This window comes from Chryseobacterium lacus (genome assembly GCF_003336205.1).
In the GTDB taxonomy this organism is placed as follows: Bacteria; Bacteroidota; Bacteroidia; order Flavobacteriales; family Weeksellaceae; genus Chryseobacterium_A; species Chryseobacterium_A lacus.
The window spans coordinates 119,114-138,144 of the sequence record NZ_QPIE01000003.1 but is presented as its reverse complement, the minus strand read 5'-3'; the positions used below and the strand labels follow the sequence as shown (position 1 = coordinate 138,144).

The following is a 19,031-nucleotide window of genomic DNA, read 5'->3' as shown; positions in this document are numbered from 1 at the left end:
TTCACGTGAAACATTTATAAAGGAAATGTTTTTAAGTAGTAATTTTCCTTGCTTCGCATTTCATTTATTTCAGCTTCAGTCTTATCATGATATCCGCAAAGATGCAGAATACCGTGAACCAACACTCGTTTTAGTTCTTCTTCAAAACCTGAATCAAACTGTGAGGCATTCTCTGAAATGCGCTGCAAAGATACGAAAATATCACCGCTAATGATTTTACCCTTGGTGTAATCGAAGGAAATAATATCGGTAAAGTAATCATGCTGAAGGTACTGCCGGTTGATTTCGAGCAGGTAGGCATCATTACATAAAATGAAATTCAGAATTCCGGGTTTTTTATTCTCGCTTATTATTACTTCCTTCAACCAGCTTATTATGTCCGGATTAAGTGCGATCTCGTCGGTATTTTCAAAGAAAAACTGTATCATAATTTAAAACCAATGTCCGAGCATGATATTGAAAATTCCACTTTTTTTCTTATTAATCATCATGCTATAATTAATTTTTACCGGCCCCAAAGGAGAGCGGTATCCTACAGACAACCCGCCTGAAATATAATGAATATGCAACATATCTCTAATTCGGACTTCATCAAAAACAGTGAGCATATTGAAATTACCTGCAATAAAAAAGTTTTTTTGAAATCGGAATTGGGCCGTTTGAGATACACTCATCATATTATCATTACTTATTTCAGCCAGTTTCATTCCTGGAAATGAGGTAAAATTTCCTAATTCCTGCTCAAAAATTCCACCTGCTCTATACTTATAATATGGCGAAATTTCTTTGTTTGCAGTGATGCCTCCAAAGAAGCTTAACTGATATGTTAAACTTTGTGTTAGTGGAAAGTTAAAATTAAGCAGTGCTTTAGTTTGAAAAGTTTTTTTCTCGGGATTGTCATTAAAGAAATCCAGATATTTTCCATTAATATCCATAAAAAACCCTCGTGAAGGGAAATTTCTGTCGTCCCGGGTATCACTTTTTATAAAAACATAAGGATTGATAAAGTTCCCTGTACTATGCAGATTGGTTTTGAAGTATTCATGATTAAAACCTCCGCCGACAGCAAACTTATCTCTCCACACTGATTGAATAAAAACATCGTTTCTAAACCAATTCCATGATATATTTTCGTTATTTCCGTCTGCGAAATCAAATGACATTCCTGACGAGTACACTCCAAATCCCGGAATATAACCGTTGTCGATAAAATAATTAAAATAATAACGAGGTTTATCTCCCACAATTAAATCTAGAGAAATAATCGAATTTTTAAATAAGAGCCTTTTTATAGTGGCATTCAGCAGAAGTCCGGTTTTGAAAACTTCATCATAATGCAGTCCTGCTTTCAGGAAAAACCGGGTGTCTACTTCACTTAGAATTAACTTTAAATGATTCTCGTTATTCTGTTGAATGATATCGTAATTGATCGTATAATAATTGTTTGTAGCATAGAGTTTACCGATCATTTTATTAATGCTTCCATACGTTTGAAGAGACGGCAATTTTAGGTTCATTTTACCTTGTATGTAATTTTGATCGAAAATGTTATTATTTTCAAGAATCAGCTGATCAATTTTATACACATTGGAAAACACCGAATGCACGGAACTTCTCAGTGGTGATTCCCGTTTCGGAAGTTTGCTCAAAACAGAGGCGTATTTCAATGTTTCATAATATCCTGACTGGAGAATTTTTTCTTTATCGCTATAGCTTGTTGCTGAGAGTCCGGAAAGATCGGGCTTTATGGTAATATCAGTAAACTCATATTGTCTTTTATTTTCTTTTTTAATCCCAAAATCAATGATCTGGTTGAAGATAGCAAGAACTGAATTTAACTGTTCTTTCGGAGTAAGTGGCTGGCTGAGATCCACCCCGATAACGATATCTATTCCTTTTTTTTTCAAAGGTTCCGAAGGTAAATTGAGCGTCATGGCTCCATCTATGTAAAGGCTGTCATTGATCTGAACCGGATCCATCAAAGAAGGAAAGGCCGAACTGGCCATAATCGCACTCACCAGATCGCCTTCCTCAAAAATTTCCATTTTTCCGTTTTCGAGATTGGTGGCTATACATAAAAAAGGGATCGGAAGTTCAGAAAAATCCGTAATATGGGAAACATTCTTGAACAGTTCTTCCAGAACGTAAATGTTTTTCTGGCCTGTAGAAATAGCTTTTGGCAGTACATTCACTTTCCCGTTTTTAATAGGCAAGGTGAGAAGATATTTGTCCGTAGTTTTATAAAAGAACGGTGTTTCCTGACGCGTTTTTTCATTGGCGATAAGGGTGTAAAAGTCAGTCTTCATCACGAATTTTTCAATCTCATCCGCTCTATATCCCGCAGCATATAATCCACCGATAATAGCACCCATGCTGGTTCCGGAAATATAATCTATTTTGATGCCCAATGAATCTATTACTTTTAGAACACCGATATGCGCAAAACCTTTCGCGCCGCCACCAGACAATGAAAGCCCAATTTTAGGATTCTCTGGCAGAACAAATCCCTCCTTCACCTGGCTTTTACCAAAAGAGCAGATGAGAAGAAATGTGAACCAGAGAATTTTTCGTGTCATTTTTTGATATAAATTCTTTTTACCCGTCGGGATATTGAGGTTAAAACTTCGTAAGGTATTGTATTGCAATATTTTGAAAACTCTTCCAGGCTTGGATTAGAATTAAAAATAATCACTTCATCGCCTTCCTGTATATCGTCAGCATCCTGAAGATCCACCATCATCATATCCATACAAATATTTCCGACGATAGGATAAAGCCTGTCTTTGATTCCCACAAAACCAACGCTGTTTCCTATTAATCTTGGAATTCCGTCAGCATAACCAACAGGAATGGTCGCGATTAATGTGTCTTTTGGAGTTTTATGATTTCTGTTGTAACCTACGCTTTCGCCTTTTTTAACCTTCGAAATCTGAGAAATCACGGTCTTTAATACCACAGCACTTTGTAGTTGTTTTTTAATTTCAGGCTGAGACGAAATTCCCATCATTCCGATTCCAATTCTTACCATATCCAACTGATATTCAGGAAAATTCGTGATTCCGGATGAATTCAGAATATGACGAATAGGTTGATCTTTAATTCCGGCAATCAGGTAATCAGAAGTGGTGATAAAGGTATTAATCTGCTGCAAGGTAAACTTTTTTTCTTCTTCTGCATCGGCTGATGACAAATGACTGAAAATACTGGCTACCTTCAGATTCATTTGATTTAGTTTCTCAATAAGTTCGTCTAATTCATGCGCATGAAAACCCAGTCTTTGCATTCCGGTTTCTAATTTGATATGAACGGGATAATTTCTGTCCGCTCCCTTTTCCTGCAGGGTTTTATAGAACAGTTCCAACACCCTGAAACTGTAGATTTCCGGTTCTAAATTGTAATCAATCACTGCATTATAGCTGTGCTGCTCTGGATTCATCACGATGATGGGCGTGGTAATTCCCTTTTTCCTGAGCTCAGCGCCTTCGTCTGCATACGCAACACCAAGATAATCAATGTGGTGATGTTGTAGAAACTCCGCAATTTCATAGCCACCAAGTCCGTAGGAATACGCTTTTACCATCGCCATAATTTTCGTTTCGGGTTTTAGTAGTGTTCGGTGCACATTGATATTGTTGAGAATTGCATGCAGATTGACCTCCATCACTGTATCATGTTTCTGCAATTCAAGAATATTTTTCAGTTTCTCAATTTCAAATTTCCTCGCTCCTTTCAAAAGGATAAGGGAATTATATATCTTCAAAATCTCCTGACTTTCAATTAATTGCTCAGTTGTATTAAAAGTAGAGGTTTCAGTATGAAACAGTTCACTAAATTTTGATATTCCTTCGCCAATAAGAAAAACCTTGTGGAATTTCTGTTCATTCACCAATCGTGCTGCCTCGGTATAAATTCCTTCCGGATCTTCCCGTGCTTCTACAATATCCGTCAAGACCAGTATTTTTTTATCTTTATTATATTCGTTGATGAACTGGAAAGCAATTTTAAGAGAGTCCAGATCCAGATTGTAAGAATCGTTAATGATTAAATTATCATGAATTCCGTTGATGCTTTCCAGCCTCATTTCTACCGATTTCAGTGCATTCAGCTTCTCAATAATCTGCTGGTTACTGAATTTTAATTCTTTTAAAACAGCGATAATGGCCAATGCATTCGTGAGTGTGGCTTCATCGGTTGCCTGAACAGGAAATGAAAATATACTACCGGCAAATGACACTGTAATTTGGTGCGAGCCAGGCTCGGAAATTATGTGAAGGTCATTATGTTGGCAAAGGCCATACGATATTAATTTCTTACTTGAGTAAACCTGATGTATTTTATTGTAAACGTTTTCTTTATCTCCATTAAATATAATGATACCGGAATGCTGAAATAACTTTATTTTTTCATCGATTAATTGTTCTTCAGAATCAAAATGAGCAGAATGTGCGGTTCCGATATGCGTGAGAATACCGATTTCAGGAGAAAAAATCGCTTCTAGTTTTTCCATCTCTCCCGGTTTGGAAATTCCCGCTTCAAAAATTCCCAACTGATGCCGTTCATCTATTTGCAATAAAGAAACCGGTAATCCTATTTGAGAATTGAAACTTTTCGGACTTTTTACAGTACTGAATTCGCTACAAAGACACTGATACAGCCACTCTTTTACAATCGTTTTCCCATTGCTACCGGTGATTCCGATGGTTTTTAAACCCGGAAACTGCTGCAGATGATATTTCGCCAATTTTTGCAGGAATGTTATGGAATTTTCTGTGATGATTAGCGTAACAGATTTGTTGACCGGGACTTCATGTTCAGAGATAATTACTTGTACTCCAGCTTCCACAGCAGTGTTGATATACTTCTCGCCGCTGTTTTTTGAAGTATTAATGGCGATGAATGCCGTCTGCTGTACCGAAAACAATATTCTGCTGTCGAAAGCAATGTTCTGCACCATTCGTCCTCCGTCTCCTATCAGTTGACTTCCAGTAATAGAGGCCATTTGTCTCGCAGTATAGTTCATGGTGTGGGATTGTTTTTCAGTATTTCTTCCACAAAAACGCGTCTGCTTACCGCTTCATAACTTTCTGTTTCCCCAAGTTCCACAAGATCTTTTCCTTGGCTGATTGTCAAAGAGTAATTGGCGAGATTTCCCGTGCGTTTGCAGATGGCGTGTACTTTGGTTACATACTCTGCTGTCGCCATGAGATTAGGCATTGAACCAAACGGGCGTCCCAGAAAATCCATATCCAATCCGGCGATCACCACTCGGACGCCTTCATTCGCCAGTGCATTGGCTACTTCTACAATTCCGGAATCGAAAAACTGTGCTTCATCAATCCCAACGACATCGCAGGTAGAACCGAGAAGCAGAATTTCGTTGGAACTTTCTACGGGCGTGCTTCTGATTTTATTAAGATTATGGGATACTACTTCTATTTCGTCATATCGGGTATCCAGTTTAGGCTTGAAAATTTCCACATTCTGGCCTGCCATTTCTGCCCTGCGCAACCTGCGGATAAGCTCCTCGGTTTTGCCGGAAAACATAGATCCGCAGATCACTTCCATCCATCCGCTCTGTCTGGAATGATTTATTGTATTTTCTAAAAACATTTGCTATTTTAGCCGTGAATATAATTTCAAAAATAAGCAAAATTTAATAAGGAATTGCTATGCAAAGTGCGACAGAAATTCAGGAGTCCGTTTTTCAGGATGCGAAGAAAATCGTTGAAAAATTAATGAGCCAATCAACAGCAGAAGCGTTGGCCAACAGTGAAAAAGATATTCTGAAACTTCAGGAACTTGCTGCTTTTCTAAAAATCTCGATTCAATATTCATCAGTACAGGAAGAAAAAGATCACAAAAATGTAAAAGAACTTCCCGATGGAGAAACTGATTTTGAAAACCATACCGAAAAATATCATGCTGAGGAAGAAGTGATTTTTAACAACGAACTGAATCAGATCGATCAATCAGAAATTGATCATCCGGAATATGATGAAAATTTAGAGGAAGAAGCTGTTTTCAATAATGAACTGAACGAAATAGAAGAAATTCTATCCGAAGATGAAGAAAATGAAGAAATACAGTTGGCTGTTGAAGAATCTGAACCGAATGAAAACCGAGGAAAAATAGTAGAAATTTCCAAACAAGAAAGATTACAGCAGTTAAATGAAGTTGCCGAAGAACTTCAGGAACTACATCATGAAGAGAAAAAAATACGGCTTGCCAACATTAAAGGCCTGAAAAAAATACAGTCGCTTTTCGATGATGAACTTACTCCGGAAGAAGACCCAAAACCTGAATCTTCCAGTTTACTTAAAACGAATGTTCCCGTTGATTTTATGGAGGCCGGAAAGCCAAAGCCTGAATTTAAACTGGATTTAAATGATAAAATTGCTTTTTCAAAAATGCTTTTTAAAGGCAGCCAATCAGAAATGAATGAAACTATTCATCAGCTCAACAGCTTTTCTACGCTGGAAGAAGCCAAAGAATTTTTAAGTGATATCTATTACCGTAAAGGCTGGGAAAAAGCCGATGAATACGCACAAAGATTATGGAGTCTCGTAGAAAATAAGTTTCAGTAATTCATACTCATTCAGCGAGGAAATACATTTTATGAGTCAAAATATCTCAGATTTTCAGAATATTTTTTTTATCGGAATTGCCGGTGCAGGAATGAGTGCCCTAGCGCAATACCTGAAAGGAACGGGGAAAGAAGTCTCCGGCAGCGACCGGTATTTCACACCCGATACTTTCAATAAAACTAAAGAACAACTGGAAGCCGATGGAATACACTGTTTTCTTCAGGACGGCAGCGGAATTACAGAGAAAACGGATTTGGTAGTCGTGTCTACGGCGATTGAAAATACCGTAGCAGAAGTGGTAAAAGCTCAGGAACTCAATATTCCTGTCATTAAAAGAAGTGAACTTCTGGCGATGATTTGTGACAGCAAGAAAACCATTGCTATCGCAGGAACTTCAGGTAAATCTACAACTGCCGCGATGCTATATCACATTTTGGCGGAAGCACGGTTGGAACCCGGAATTATTACCGGAGCAGGTTTGACTTCATTAATAAAAAAAGGAAAAATTGGAAACGCAGCCGTTGGAAAGGGAGAATGGCTCATTATAGAAGCAGATGAAAGTGACGGTTCTGTGGTACAATACAGGCCTGAAATCGGCGTACTGCTGAATGTAGATAAAGACCATCAGGAAATGGAAGAACTGATGCAGCTTTTTACCCTTTTTAAAAATAATACAAAAGGAAAATTTATCGTTAATCAGTCGAATATGAAGGCTGCTTTGCTGTCTGAGAATTTAGAAACTGATTTTGGATTTGAGAATAAAATTGCAAAATATAACGCTACAGATTTCCAGCAAAAAGGTTTTGAACTGACTTTTCAGGTTCTAGGACAAACCATAAAGATGAATGCCGTAGGGAGGCACAGCGTGGAGAATGCCACTGCGGCCATTGCCGTAGCCCATCAAATTGGAGTCGATTTAAAAACCTGTGCTGAAAGCCTTTCTAATTATGAAGGAATCTATCGTAGGCATCAGATTTTAGGAAACAAAAACGGCATTTGGGTCATTGATGATTACGCCCATAATCCGGCGAAATGCGCGGCCTCCATCAAAGCCTGTCAGCCGCTCGCAGATAAAGTGGTGGCTTGGTTTCAGCCTCACGGCTATGGTCCTACCCGTTTTTTGAAAGACGATTTTATAGAAGAAATTTCTGCTGCGCTACGGCCTCAGGATGAAATATGGATGAGCGAAATTTTCTATGCAGGCGGTACGGCCACGAAAGATATTTCGGCAGAAGAGCTGATTGAAGGCATCAAAGCAAAAGGAAAAAAAGCTTTTTTTGTTGCAGAAAGAACGCAGTTTCTGGAGAAGGCTAGACCGTCTTTGTCGGAAAGTGCTATATTGCTGCTGATGGGAGCGAGAGACCCAGGATTAGAAGAATTCTCGAAAATTATTTTTGAACAGCTTTAATGAGTGGAATTCTTTATTTTGTTCCGACTCCGATAGGAAATATGGAGGACATGACCTTCAGGGCGATTAAAGTTCTGAAGGAAGTAGATTATATTCTGTGTGAAGATACCCGAACTTCCGGTGTTTTGCTGAAACATTATGAAATTTCTAAACCCACCAGGTCCTATCATCTCCATAATGAGCATCATGTTACAGAAAAAATCATTCAACAGCTGAAAGATGGGGATAATATTGCGCTGATCACAGATGCAGGGACACCCGGTATTTCCGATCCCGGTTATCTACTGGCAAAAGCCGGTGTAGAAGCCGGAATTGAAATGATATGTCTTCCTGGTGCTACTGCGTTTGTGCCTGCATTGGTGGTTTCGGGATTGCCGAATAACGAATTTCTTTTTGCCGGATTCCTTCCGCAAAAGAAAGGACGTCAAACCAAACTGAGCCAACTTGCGGCAGAGAAAAAAACCATTGTTTTGTACGAAAGTCCGCACAAGATCAATACGACTCTTGAGCAGATAAAAGAAATATTTGGGGAAGACACCCGAGTGAGCCTTAGCCGTGAGATATCCAAGAAGTTTGAAGAAACTAAAAGAGGAAATATCAATGAGTTAATTGAATTCTCCAAAAGCAAAACTTTAAAGGGAGAAATTGTATTGGTGATTAATAATGTGACTTAAGCATTACAGTTTAAGGTGGTTTTAAATCTTAACCTTACTCTATAAAAAGAACTTGAAAAATAAAAATATGAAACTATTAGAAGGAAAAGTAGCGCTGATTACGGGCGGAACAAGAGGTATAGGGAAAGGAATTGTGGAAGTTTTTGCAGCTCAGGGCGCGAAGATCGCTTTCACGTATGCAGGATCTGTCGAGAAGGCTCGGGATCTTGAAAGTACTTTAGGTTCATCTACTCAAATTAAAGCTTATCAGTCAGATGCATCCGATTATGATGCAGCTCAAAAGCTGGTCGATGATGTGATGGCAGAGTTCGGGAAGATCGATATTCTGATTAACAACGCCGGTATCACCCGGGATAATCTGATGCTGAGAATGTCTAAAGAAGACTGGGATACCATCATTAAAGTTAATCTCGATTCCGTATTCAATCTTACCAAAGCGGTAATCAAACCAATGATGAAGGCCAAATCGGGATCTATTATCAACATGACTTCCGTGGTGGGTGTGAAAGGAAATGCCGGACAGGCAAATTATGCCGCATCCAAAGCCGGTGTTATCGGATTTACAAAGTCAGTCGCGTTGGAACTGGGATCCAGAAATATCCGTTGCAACGCTATTGCTCCTGGTTTTATTGAAACGGAAATGACCGCAGCTCTGGATGAGAAAACCGTTCAGGGATGGAGAGAAGCCATTCCTTTGAAACGAGGCGGAAAGCCAGAGGATGTAGCGAATGCTTGTGTGTTCTTTGGAAGTGATTGGTCAGGATATATCACAGGACAGGTAATGAATGTGGATGGCGGAATGCTTACCTAAAAGAAGGCAAGTGTTGAATCAGTGAGTTGGTTAGGAAATGAGGATTAGCTTACTACGAGCCTGTTTAAATTTTACAATTTTATACCTGTACTAAAAATATTTTGTTAAAATTTAAACTGGCTCTAGCTCCTTCACTAAATTCTTAAGCCTGTAATTGTTTAATCGGTTAGCGAATGTTCTTCTTTCTCATCATCTTCTTCGCTTGAAACGGTTTTGCTCGGATGTTGTTCGGATGTTGTTCGGGTCGTGTTCGGTAAACCTTCGGTAAAACCCCCATTTTACCGAACACGATCCGAAGGAGACCCGAACCGTACCCGAAGAAAAGGAGTATGCTGGTTAATCGCTTAATCGGTTAATTATTTAGAAAAAGTAAATGTTTTCCCTCCAGTACAAAAGAGGTTGGAAATATTCCCCTCCTCCGGAGGGGTGGCAGCCGACGAAGGAGGATGACGGGGTGGTTCCTCGGTTTCGGCTAAAATTGGCGTTAAATGGTGGTGAAAATCCGTTTCTTGGCTTCCTTAAAACCACTAAAACAGGCACTTTGATTACCTCAAAATTTCTACCTCCATACTTCACCCGTACATACCCCGTAGTTACCCTATGTCCAACTTAGGGCAATATAACAAGTCGAAATTTCAAAAGAAGCAACCTGGTTTAGAGAAGCAAATTTGCTTTTTCGCTTATTAGCGAATTTGCCTGTTAGGGGTTAATTGATTAATCGGTTAATTGTTTAGTAATAGCGAATTTGCTCATTTGCTCATTCGCTCATTCGCTTTTCTGCTTATTTGCCTAAAAGTTGAGATGCTTACAACATGACAAAAAAGGCGTAGGTCATGACTGGATAAGATTTATCGCACCGCAGGAGCTATCCTTGCTGTTCATTTTGCGGAATCTCACCAGATATATTTTCAAAGCTGACCAGCCTTTTTAAAAAGCTGACCAGCTTTTTACAAAAACATAGGAAGAAAAACCGAAAACCTGACCAGCATTTTTGGAAACCTGACCAAGTTTTCAGGAAAATGGACTAAGAAAAATCAACATCCTGACTAGGTTTATAAGAATTCTTTCTTTCATCTCCTGTTTCCGCTAGAAGACGCTGGGAATAAGGCTCATTTTATGAGAAAAAATTTCGATGCGTAAGGAATGAAATTGATGTTCTGAACGGATATGGCACGGAGTTCAATTTTAGATTTTAAATCCGTTTGTCTCCGGAGCTGAACAAAAAAATATATCTTTGAATAATCATTTCAAATTATCTTCTATGAAAAATTTTTCAGTTCCTGTTTTGTTTTTATGGTTCGGTGTCACTTCTTGGGATTCATGAAGAAAAGATTTGATTCAGTTATGTGTCGTATTTTCCATTTCAATTTCCAAATTTAAAACATGGTACTGAGCAGAATTTGGTCGGCTTTTATTATTGTTGCAATTGTACTGGCCAGCATAAAATATATTTTTTCGCCTAATTATCAAGCGATTTATAATGATATGGTGGTGGGGAGAAGTGGTGATACCATAGCGATTGCGACACAACCTTTCCATGAATTGAATACCGGTATGCAACAGGAATTACTGAAAAATCCGGAGTTTCAGGAAGGAACGGTGCACTACCGTACGGATTCACTAAGGCAGAGCGTTGAGGTCTATCGCATTCAAACTGCTGACGGCGTTATCGGTACCTCAGAAACCGCAGTTAAAATCTGTCTTGGACTTATCGGAATAATGACCCTTTTCATGGGATTTATGGGAATTGCAGAAAAAGCAGGAGGGATTAATCTGCTTTCCAGAATGATACAGCCTTTTTTCTCCCGGCTGTTTCCCGAAGTCCCAAAAAATCATCCATCTTTTGGACACATGATGCTGAATTTCAGTGCTAATTTATTGGGACTGGATAATGCTGCTACTCCTTTCGGCCTGAAGGCGATGGAAAGCCTGCAAACCCTGAACCCTTCCAAAGATACCGCCAGTAATGCACAGGTAATGTTTCTCTGCCTTCACGCCAGCGGACTTACCTTGATTCCAGTTTCCATTATTGCCATCCGGGCCAGTATGGGATCTGAAACGCCAACGGATATTTTTCTTCCTTGTCTGATTGCCACTTTCGCTGCCACCATGGCGGCCCTGATTATTGTTTCATTTAAACAAAAAATTAATTTATTCCAACCTGTTGTTCTGGCCTATATTGGAGGGATTTCTGCGATTATAGCCGGCTTGGTAGTTTTTCTGGTTCAGCTGAGCAAAGAAGAACTGGACGGCTTCAGCAAGGTGCTGAGCAACGGAATTATTCTTCTTATTTTCTTCGCTATTGTTGCCGGAGGTGTGTATAAAAAAATTAATGTGTTCGATGCTTTTATTGAAGGAGCCAAGGAAGGATTCTGGACCTGTGTTAAAATTATCCCTTATTTGGTAGGAATGTTGATCGCTATTTCACTGCTAAGAACTTCCGGGATTTTTGAAATTATCATAGACGGGATGAAATTCCTTGCCAGTGTTTCCGGAGCCGATACCCGTTTTGTAGATGGCTTACCTACTGCGTTAATCAAGCCTCTTTCCGGATCCGGAGCCCGCGGAATGATGGTAGATACTATGGCGACTTTTGGTGCCGACAGTTTTCAGGGAAGGCTTGCGGGAGTTCTACAGGGAAGTTCGGATACGACCTTTTATGTGATTGCCGTTTATTTTGGCGCTGTCGGAATCAGAAATACACGATATACTGTGGGAGCCATGTTGCTGGCAGATCTTGTAGGCATTATCACGTCCATTACCCTTGCCTATTTGTTCTTCGGATAAAAATTGATATTTAATTCATATTGAAAAAGAAATATCGGCATAGAAAGGAACAGATTTTGTAATTTCCGAAAGAGCAAAATCAATTTTTATGAAAAAAGAAACAGGAGTTATTATTGCAGGGATATTCGGCTTTTTCGCAGTTATGGGATTCACATTAGTCAAGCGCTTGCTCTCCAATAAAGATTATGATTCTGAATATTCGGACTACCACCGACATCTTTATGATGATGATGAAAATTCGGATTTACACCACGGAATCGAATATCTGGCTTTGAAATAACCATAAGGCAATACAGAATTTGCCGGTTGTCTTACGCCGGCTTTTTTTGTGGAAAACTTCTTTTTGGAAAGTCACTTTATTAATTTTGTGCGCCTTAATTTTACTGCATGGAAGATCAAAATTTTATAAAAGGACAAGGTGCGCAGCAGAACGTTATCAACCGTTTTGATCGCTATACGTTTGAACCTGATGATCATCCTGACACTGTAAAAACGAGTTTCACAGAAATATTCCCGAAGACGATTGTCAATAAAGTCAAAAGCCCGGATCTTTCTTTTGAATATTCCATGAATCCTTATCAGGGCTGCGAACACGGCTGTTCCTATTGTTTTGCCCGGCCTACACATGAATTTTGGGGATTTTCCGCAGGAGTAGATTTTGAAAGGAAAATCATGGTGAAAAAATCAGCACCCGACCTTCTTGAAAAATTCTTTCAGAAGAAAGGATATATCCCCCAAACCATTCTGATGTCCGGCAATACCGACTGTTATCAACCCATAGAACGGCAGTTGCAGATTACCAGAAAGTTGCTGGAATTGTGCAGAGATTACCGTCATCCCGTAAGTATTATCACTAAAAACGCACTGGTCCTCAGAGATCTGGATATTTTAAAACCGATGGCTGAGCAAAACCTTGTTCGTGTTTCTCTAAGCATTCCTACTTTAAATGAAGACATTCGCCGCACCATGGAACCCAGAACTTCTTCTGCCAGAAACAAACTGAAAGCCATAGAAATTCTTTCGGAAAACGGAATTCCTGTGAATGTGATGGTCGCTCCCGTTATTCCAGGCCTTACGAGCGACGAAAGCCTCAGCATTCTTAAAAGCGTGTCGGATGCAGGTGCATTGTCGTTCGGGTATGTTTTAGTTCGGCTTAACGATACGGTCGAACCGGTTTTTGTAAAATGGATTGAAACAGCATTCCCGGATCGCGCTCAGAAAGTGCTCAACCTGATCCGATCAATGAGAGGCGGAAACTTGGGCGAAAAACGGTTTTTTGAACGGTATCAGGGCCAGGGAAATATCGCAGATATGATTCATCAAACCTTTGCTTTGGGTAATAAAAAATTCTTTGCTGGAAAAAAAATGCCTGCTTTATCTACAGAACATTTTACCGGAACCAAAGCCCGGCAATTAAAACTTTTTTGAGATCAACCGTTTGTACTATTTTCCTTAATTTTGTGCATCAAAATCTCTCAATGAATTATTATAAACGGGCGATCCAGTATATCCTGCCGTACAAAGGCAGTTTGGCTGCCGGTATTTTTTTCAATATCCTGTATGCAGTTTTCAACATTTTTGCGATGCTGTTTTTCATTCCTGTTTTGAATATTCTTTTTGATAAAAAAACGCCGAGAATTGAAGCAAAACCCGAGTTTGACGGTTCTCTTTTTAATATCGCCACCTATCTTAAAGACAGTTTTAATTATTTCATTCAGAATCTGGAAGAAACCCGTGGTGCAGAATACGTTCTGCTGATTACCTGTATTATTTTTATCAGTATGTTTCTGTTCAGAAATATATTCAGTTACTTTTCAGAGTTCTATCTCACCTACTCCAGAACCGGTGTTTCCCGGGATTTCCGGAGCAATATGCACGACAAAATTCTGGACTTGCCTGTGGCTTTTTTTTCAGACACAAGAAAAGGAGATGTTTTCGCCAGAATCACTTCAGACGTTGGTGAAATAGAAGGCAATATATTGAACAGCCTTATTGATATTATCCGTTCGCCTATTGTGATTATCCTTACCATGGGTTATTTGTTGTATTCCAATTTTCAGCTGACAGTTTTTACGCTCATCGTTTTTCCAATTATGGGAACCCTGATCTCGCTTATTGGCAAAAGCCTGAAAAAAGATACCGGAGAAGCCCAAAACGAGCTCGGGAAAATGTATTCTTATGTGGACGAATCTTTGGTAGGGTTAAAAATCATTAAAATATTCAATGCTTCGGATCAGATTAAGGCGAGGTTCGACCAAACCTTGAATTCCATCCGGCGACTTTCCTTGAGGCTTTTCAAGAAAAAAGCGCTGGCTTCACCTGTGAGTGAGCTGCTGGGAGCGATAACCATCGGAATGATTGTTTATTTCGGCGGAAAACTCGCTTTGCAGGGGAAAGGGCTGAGTGGAGCTGAATTTATTGTTTATATTTCTTTATTCTATACCATTCTGGATCCATTAAAAAGACTCTCCAATTCGATTTCCAATTTCCAGAAAGGTGAAGTTTCGGCGAAAAGGGTTTTTGAAATTCTGGATGCTGAATATCAAATCAGGGAAGATGAAAACGCATTCGAAATTAAAGGTTTTAATGATAAAATTGAATTTAAAAATGTAAGTTTTTCTTATGAAGACCGAAGAGTACTTCACAATTTTTCCCTTACGATTCCCAAAGGAAAAACAATAGCATTAGTAGGGCAAAGCGGAAGTGGAAAAAGCACCGTTGCCAATCTGATTACCCGATTTTACGATGTTCAGGAAGGCGAGATTTTCATTGACGGACATAATATCAAGAATTTAAAACTTTCCAGTTACCGCCGTCTTTTCGGGCTTGTAACACAGGATAATATTCTTTTCAATGACAGCATTGCCAATAATATTGCATTGGGAAATCTGCAGGCAGGCAAAGAAAAGATAGAACACGCTGCAAAGGTCGCCAATGCGCATGAATTTATCATTGATCAACCAAAAGGGTATGAAACTGGAATAGGCGAAGCGGGAGGCAAACTCTCAGGCGGACAAAAACAACGCATTTCTATTGCCAGAGCAGTGCTGAAAAACCCTCCGATTATGATTTTGGACGAAGCTACTTCCGCACTGGATACAGAATCTGAAAGATTTGTGCAGGATGCTCTGGAAAAAATGATGGAAAACCGTACTTCACTCGTTATTGCTCACCGCCTTTCCACCATTCAAAAAGCGGATCTTATCGTCGTGATGGAACGTGGCAGAATCGTAGAGCAAGGGAATCATAACGATCTCTATGATAAAGGCGGAATTTACCGTAAACTGGTAGATCTTCAGAACTTTGAATGAAATAAATTACCTGAAAATATTTCCAATTAATTTACCGATTTCCGCAAAATCATCAGGGTTATTGAAACTCCGGGTGTGCAGTCCATAGCTATCCTCCTGTTTTCCTACCATAGCCGGATAGACGAGTAAGTAATTTTTATCTTTGAAATTACGGTCCAGATACAGCGGAACATGACGCATTTCCGGACGGTAAGATTTCATTCCCCGCTTGGCCATGATCAGAATTAACGCCTCATCCGTCTTCATTTTATTCGCAATTTCCGGCAATTCATTCCAGTTGCTCAAAGGTATAAATACCGCATCGACTGTGGCTTTTTTCTGAATATTTTCCAGCATTTTCAGGGTATTCTCTTCAGCATAAAAGATAATTTTCGCTCCCGAATTTCTGGAGATATTCCAAATGGTGAGCAATGCTTTGAAAAATCCTGATTCTTTATGTGCGTTATCCGGAATTAATACATGATACACTTCTACCGTGGAAACAGGCTGTACAGAATGGTACACCAACACATTGGTCGATTCACTGTTCAGGTATCCGTTGTACAGATTGTACATAAACGCCGACGAAAATCCTTTTTTATTATCGACCCCAATAATCAAATCGGTGATTTTATGTTCTTTTATTTCATTGTTAATTCCGTTGACAATATCGGAATCATGCCTTTTCAGAACATTCAGTTTCAGATCCGCAGCGGCGGCTATTTCTGTGGCTGTTTTCAGAAGTTTCTCTGCATTTTTTTCCGAAGATTCGTTCTGTTCTTCATTGATGATGTTCAGCGCGTACACCTGGTCTGTATTTTTCTTGGATTTGGTAACTAATGCTAAATTGGTCATCGGTTCCACGGTTTCGGGATAATTGATGGCCAACATCAGTTTTTCTTCTTCATCATTTCCTTCCGAAAGGCTGTTTTCATTTTCTTCTTCAGCAATATTTTTCGCACTTTTTTGAGATACGAAAGACGATACCGTACAAGAAACCAAAATCAGCAAAATACTGCCGTTCAGAACACTCTCGTTGAGTAATCTAATCGGTTCGCCATTTTCAGTTTCACCAATAATGACGTTATATCCCACCATAACGGCTGCCAGTGTAGCTGCTGCAGAAGCAGAGGATAGTCCGAACATCAGGTTGCCTTCATCGTCCGTCAGCCTGAAGGTTTTTTTAGTTGCCATCGCCGCTAGATATTTGGTTCCGATTCCGAGAATCGTCATAATAAGTGCGACTTTTATGGTTTCAAAATCTTTAATAAAAGCATTAAAATCGATAATCATCCCGACGCTGATCAGGAAAAAAGGTATAAATATAGCGTTGCCCACAAAATCGATCCGGTTCATCAGTCCAGAAGTGTGAGGGATGAGTTTATTCAGTGCCAATCCTGCAAGGAACGCTCCGATGATGGCTTCAATTCCGGCTAATTCTGCAAATAATGCTGCCAGATAAATCATCACCATCACAAAAATGAAATGGGAAACTTTATCGCTTACATTTTTAAAAAACCAGCGCGCAATAATCGGGAATCCGAAAAGCACTACGCTTCCAAAAATCAAAATAGAAATTCCCAGACGTATCCAAAATGTTGTGGTGACTTCTCCCTGCGCCATCCCTACACACACTGCCAAAACCAATAATGCCAACACATCCGTAATCATGGTTCCGCCAACGGTAATATTCACTGCCCTGTTTTTGGAAATCCCTAATTTGCTGACCAAAGGATAGGAAATAAGGGTGTGGGATGAAAATAAACTTGCAAAAAGCACGGCCACCAAGATAGAATATCCTAAAATATAATATCCTGAAAGAATCCCGAAAAATAATGGGATAGAAAACGTGAACATACCAAATCCCAGGCTTTTCCATTTGTTTTTTTTGAATTCTGTCAGGTCTATTTCCAGGCCGGCAAGAAACATGATGAAAAGCAATCCTGTGGTTCCTATAACAACTACGCTGGAATCTCTGGGAAGAATATTAAACCCGTTAGGCCCGATGACGGCTCCGGCAATAATGAGCCCGATGAGATGAGGGACCTTTATTTTGTTGAGCAAAATAGGAGCGAACAGGATAATCACGAGAATCACCAGAAACTTTAAAACCGGATCTTCCAGAGGAAGCGAAAAGTGTTTCGAGGCGCTTAAAATCGTCAGCATACAAAAAATGGTTATCGTGAAAGTTCAATCGTGAATTTGGAGAGACAGGAATTGTCCACACGGATTTCCCGGAATCCAGAAAGTTTTTTCTCCGTCATCGTGGTAAATTCAATTTTAAAGTGACGGGTTTTCGGTGAGGTAGGTTCGCTCTCGGAAAACAACTGGATCGAGTTTCCTTCATATTTCCCGGTATATACCCTTATTACACCGACTTTGTTGATGTTTTTTGCAATGATGTTGCCCTTATCTTCGCTTATTTCCCATTCGTCCATTCTCACATCTCCCACTACATAATCGGTACAGTTGGATTCGGTGCATACCAGTTTTCCGTTCCATCTTCCCTGAATATCTATCGGAAGAACATGTACACTGATGCTGTCCTGTATGGAAATAATACTATCTCGCATTTTTTGAAGTTTCAGATAATCTGATTCGATCAGCGCAATACTTTTTTCTTTTTGCAGAACAGCCTGTTCCCGTTTCTGTATTTCGAGTTCTTTCCTTTTCATATTTTCATTGCAGGAGGAAAACAGAAAAAGGATCGTGGCCGCAGCAAAAATATATTTGGCAAATTTCATCATAATCAAAATATTTGGCAAAATATACAAATAAATCCGGGGAAACCGGACTTTTTTTGCTGTTTTTTATTGAAAAATCATTCTTTCATCCGGGCAATAACATCAATTCCGCCTTTCGTTTTATCACCTATTTTACAAAGAATTTCAGTGTCTAAGGGGAGAAAAACGTCCATTCTGGAACCGAATTTTATGAAACCATACTCATGTCCTGCTTTAGCGGTATCCCCTTCATTGCAGTAAAAAACAATCCTCCGGGCTACATATCCTGCAATTTGTCGGAAAACCACTTTATGATGCGTAAGGCTTTCCACGGCCATGGTAGTTCTTTCGTTTTCTGTCGAAGATTTTTCATGCCATGCCACCAGATATTTTCCCGGATGGTACTTTTTATAAATTACCTTTCCTGAAACCGGAAACCTACAAATGTGAACATTCAGCGGCGACATAAAGATAGAAACCTGAATGGCTTTTTCTTTTAAAAACTCATTTTCCATCACTTCTTTTATCATAACTACTTTCCCATCTACCGGAGCGATGACCTGCTCTTTATGATCCAGAATTTCACGGTTCGGTACCCGGAAAAACCAAAAAATAAGTCCATAGACAACCAGCAAAGGAATCAGGATGAGTAAGGACCAGACCTGCAGAAAATAAATGGCCAGAAATGCCACAACAGCAAACGCAACGCTGGCAACCACAATAGTTCCCTTGGATTCTTTATGAAGTTTCATAG

The 19,031-nt window shown here is 39.4% G+C and carries 15 protein-coding genes; 8 read left to right on the top strand and 7 right to left on the bottom strand.

Annotation, left to right across the window (positions count from 1 at the left end; all coding sequences use genetic code 11):
- Positions 1 to 14 precede the first annotated feature (14 nt).
- Genes ybeY through DQ356_RS04485 form a run of 4 tightly spaced genes read right to left on the bottom strand, consistent with a single transcriptional unit; the run spans position 15 to position 5,610 of the window.
- On the bottom strand, positions 15 to 428 hold the full coding sequence (gene ybeY, locus DQ356_RS04500; protein ID WP_114303283.1) for an rRNA maturation RNase YbeY: 414 nt from the start codon (positions 426 to 428) through the stop codon (positions 15 to 17).
- Between the two features lie 3 nt (positions 429 to 431).
- Positions 432 to 2,576 carry a patatin-like phospholipase family protein gene (locus DQ356_RS04495; RefSeq protein WP_114303282.1) on the bottom strand — a complete coding sequence of 715 codons (2,145 nt, stop codon included), beginning with the start codon at positions 2,574 to 2,576 and terminating at the stop codon, positions 432 to 434.
- Positions 2,573 to 5,020: a bifunctional UDP-N-acetylmuramoyl-tripeptide:D-alanyl-D-alanine ligase/alanine racemase gene (locus DQ356_RS04490; protein WP_114303281.1), complete on the bottom strand. Its 2,448-nt coding sequence runs from the start codon at positions 5,018 to 5,020 to the stop codon at positions 2,573 to 2,575. Before DQ356_RS04490 ends, DQ356_RS04495 begins: the two co-directional genes overlap by 4 nt.
- Positions 5,017 to 5,610, bottom strand: a complete 594-nt coding sequence (locus tag DQ356_RS04485) for a thymidine kinase (protein WP_114303280.1) — start codon at positions 5,608 to 5,610, stop codon at positions 5,017 to 5,019. Before DQ356_RS04485 ends, DQ356_RS04490 begins: the two co-directional genes overlap by 4 nt.
- 59 nt (positions 5,611 to 5,669) lie before the next feature.
- Here DQ356_RS04485 and DQ356_RS04480 point away from each other — a divergent pair, with 59 nt between their 5' ends.
- The 8 genes from DQ356_RS04480 to DQ356_RS04445 all read left to right on the top strand — a co-directional run bounded on the left by DQ356_RS04480 (position 5,670) and on the right by DQ356_RS04445 (position 15,575).
- Positions 5,670 to 6,584, top strand: coding sequence for a hypothetical protein (locus tag DQ356_RS04480; protein ID WP_114303279.1), 915 nt, complete (start codon positions 5,670 to 5,672; stop codon positions 6,582 to 6,584).
- Positions 6,585 to 6,615: 31 nt separating this feature from the next.
- A complete protein-coding gene (locus tag DQ356_RS04475; protein WP_114303278.1) occupies positions 6,616 to 7,992 on the top strand; it encodes a UDP-N-acetylmuramate--L-alanine ligase in 1,377 nt (458 codons plus the stop codon).
- Positions 7,992 to 8,666 carry a 16S rRNA (cytidine(1402)-2'-O)-methyltransferase gene (gene rsmI / locus DQ356_RS04470; RefSeq protein WP_114303277.1) on the top strand — a complete coding sequence of 225 codons (675 nt, stop codon included), beginning with the start codon at positions 7,992 to 7,994 and terminating at the stop codon, positions 8,664 to 8,666. Before DQ356_RS04475 ends, rsmI begins: the two co-directional genes overlap by 1 nt.
- A gap of 67 nt (positions 8,667 to 8,733) precedes the next feature.
- The gene (gene fabG, locus DQ356_RS04465; protein WP_114303463.1) at positions 8,734 to 9,477 is read left to right on the top strand and encodes a 3-oxoacyl-[acyl-carrier-protein] reductase; all 744 of its coding nucleotides are present in this window, start codon (positions 8,734 to 8,736) and stop codon (positions 9,475 to 9,477) included.
- Positions 9,478 to 10,860: 1,383 nt separating this feature from the next.
- Entirely contained in the window at positions 10,861 to 12,264 is a 1,404-nt protein-coding gene (locus DQ356_RS04460; protein WP_114303276.1) for a nucleoside recognition domain-containing protein, read from the top strand.
- An 88-nt stretch (positions 12,265 to 12,352) separates the two neighbouring features.
- Positions 12,353 to 12,544 carry a hypothetical protein gene (locus DQ356_RS04455; RefSeq protein ID WP_114303275.1) on the top strand — a complete coding sequence of 64 codons (192 nt, stop codon included), beginning with the start codon at positions 12,353 to 12,355 and terminating at the stop codon, positions 12,542 to 12,544.
- 107 nt (positions 12,545 to 12,651) lie between these two features.
- Positions 12,652 to 13,692: a PA0069 family radical SAM protein gene (locus tag DQ356_RS04450; protein ID WP_114303274.1), complete on the top strand. Its 1,041-nt coding sequence runs from the start codon at positions 12,652 to 12,654 to the stop codon at positions 13,690 to 13,692.
- Positions 13,693 to 13,742: 50 nt separating this feature from the next.
- The gene (locus DQ356_RS04445; protein ID WP_114303273.1) at positions 13,743 to 15,575 is read left to right on the top strand and encodes an ABC transporter ATP-binding protein; all 1,833 of its coding nucleotides are present in this window, start codon (positions 13,743 to 13,745) and stop codon (positions 15,573 to 15,575) included.
- A 6-nt stretch (positions 15,576 to 15,581) separates the two neighbouring features.
- Here the strand turns inward: DQ356_RS04445 and DQ356_RS04440 are convergent, their stop codons facing one another.
- From DQ356_RS04440 to DQ356_RS04430, 3 genes are all read right to left on the bottom strand, one after another.
- Positions 15,582 to 17,720 (bottom strand): cation:proton antiporter, encoded by a 2,139-nt coding sequence (locus tag DQ356_RS04440; RefSeq protein WP_114303272.1) that lies wholly within the window; start codon positions 17,718 to 17,720, stop codon positions 15,582 to 15,584.
- Between the two features lie 11 nt (positions 17,721 to 17,731).
- Positions 17,732 to 18,301, bottom strand: a complete 570-nt coding sequence (locus DQ356_RS04435; RefSeq protein ID WP_114303271.1) for a hypothetical protein — start codon at positions 18,299 to 18,301, stop codon at positions 17,732 to 17,734.
- Between the two features lie 74 nt (positions 18,302 to 18,375).
- Positions 18,376 to 19,029 carry a phosphatidylserine decarboxylase family protein gene (locus tag DQ356_RS04430; RefSeq protein WP_114303270.1) on the bottom strand — a complete coding sequence of 218 codons (654 nt, stop codon included), beginning with the start codon at positions 19,027 to 19,029 and terminating at the stop codon, positions 18,376 to 18,378.
- Between the last annotated feature and the right edge of the window lie 2 nt (positions 19,030 to 19,031).